2 tRNA genes are annotated in these 354 nt (G+C 45.8%); both read right to left on the bottom strand.

Annotated elements, in window-relative coordinates:
- Window positions 1-156: 156 nt before the first annotated feature.
- A tRNA-Ala gene (locus tag AC1DE7_RS31945) sits at window positions 157-232 on the bottom strand.
- 22 nt (window positions 233-254) lie between these two features.
- Window positions 255-331: transfer RNA gene (locus tag AC1DE7_RS31940), tRNA-Ile, on the bottom strand.
- Between the last annotated feature and the right edge of the window lie 23 nt (window positions 332-354).

The following is a 354-nucleotide window of genomic DNA, read 5'->3' as shown; positions in this document are numbered from 1 at the left end:
GCCAAAAGTCGCTCTCACCCGATACCATCACAAAAGCAATTTAACTACCTTTATACACTTGACTTGTTTGCACAAGTTCAGCTTAAAGGAATGTTCTAATTCGCGTTTGTTTCGTTTCGATATCTAGTTTTCAAAGAACAAACTTGTAAATCATTTTGGTGGAGCCAAGCGGGATCGAACCGCTGACCTCCTGCTTGCAAGGCAGGCGCTCTCCCAGCTGAGCTATGGCCCCATATAAATTTTAAAGGTATAGATGGTGGGCCCTGGTGGACTCGAACCACCGGCCTCACCCTTATCAGAGGTGCGCTCTAACCAACTGAGCTAAGGGCCCACATTACATATACTATTTGAACC

It is taken from the genome of Paenibacillus sp. 10L310 (assembly GCF_056395745.1).
The sequence above is the reverse complement of the archived record's forward strand: the minus strand, read 5'-3'. Positions and strand labels throughout refer to the sequence as shown.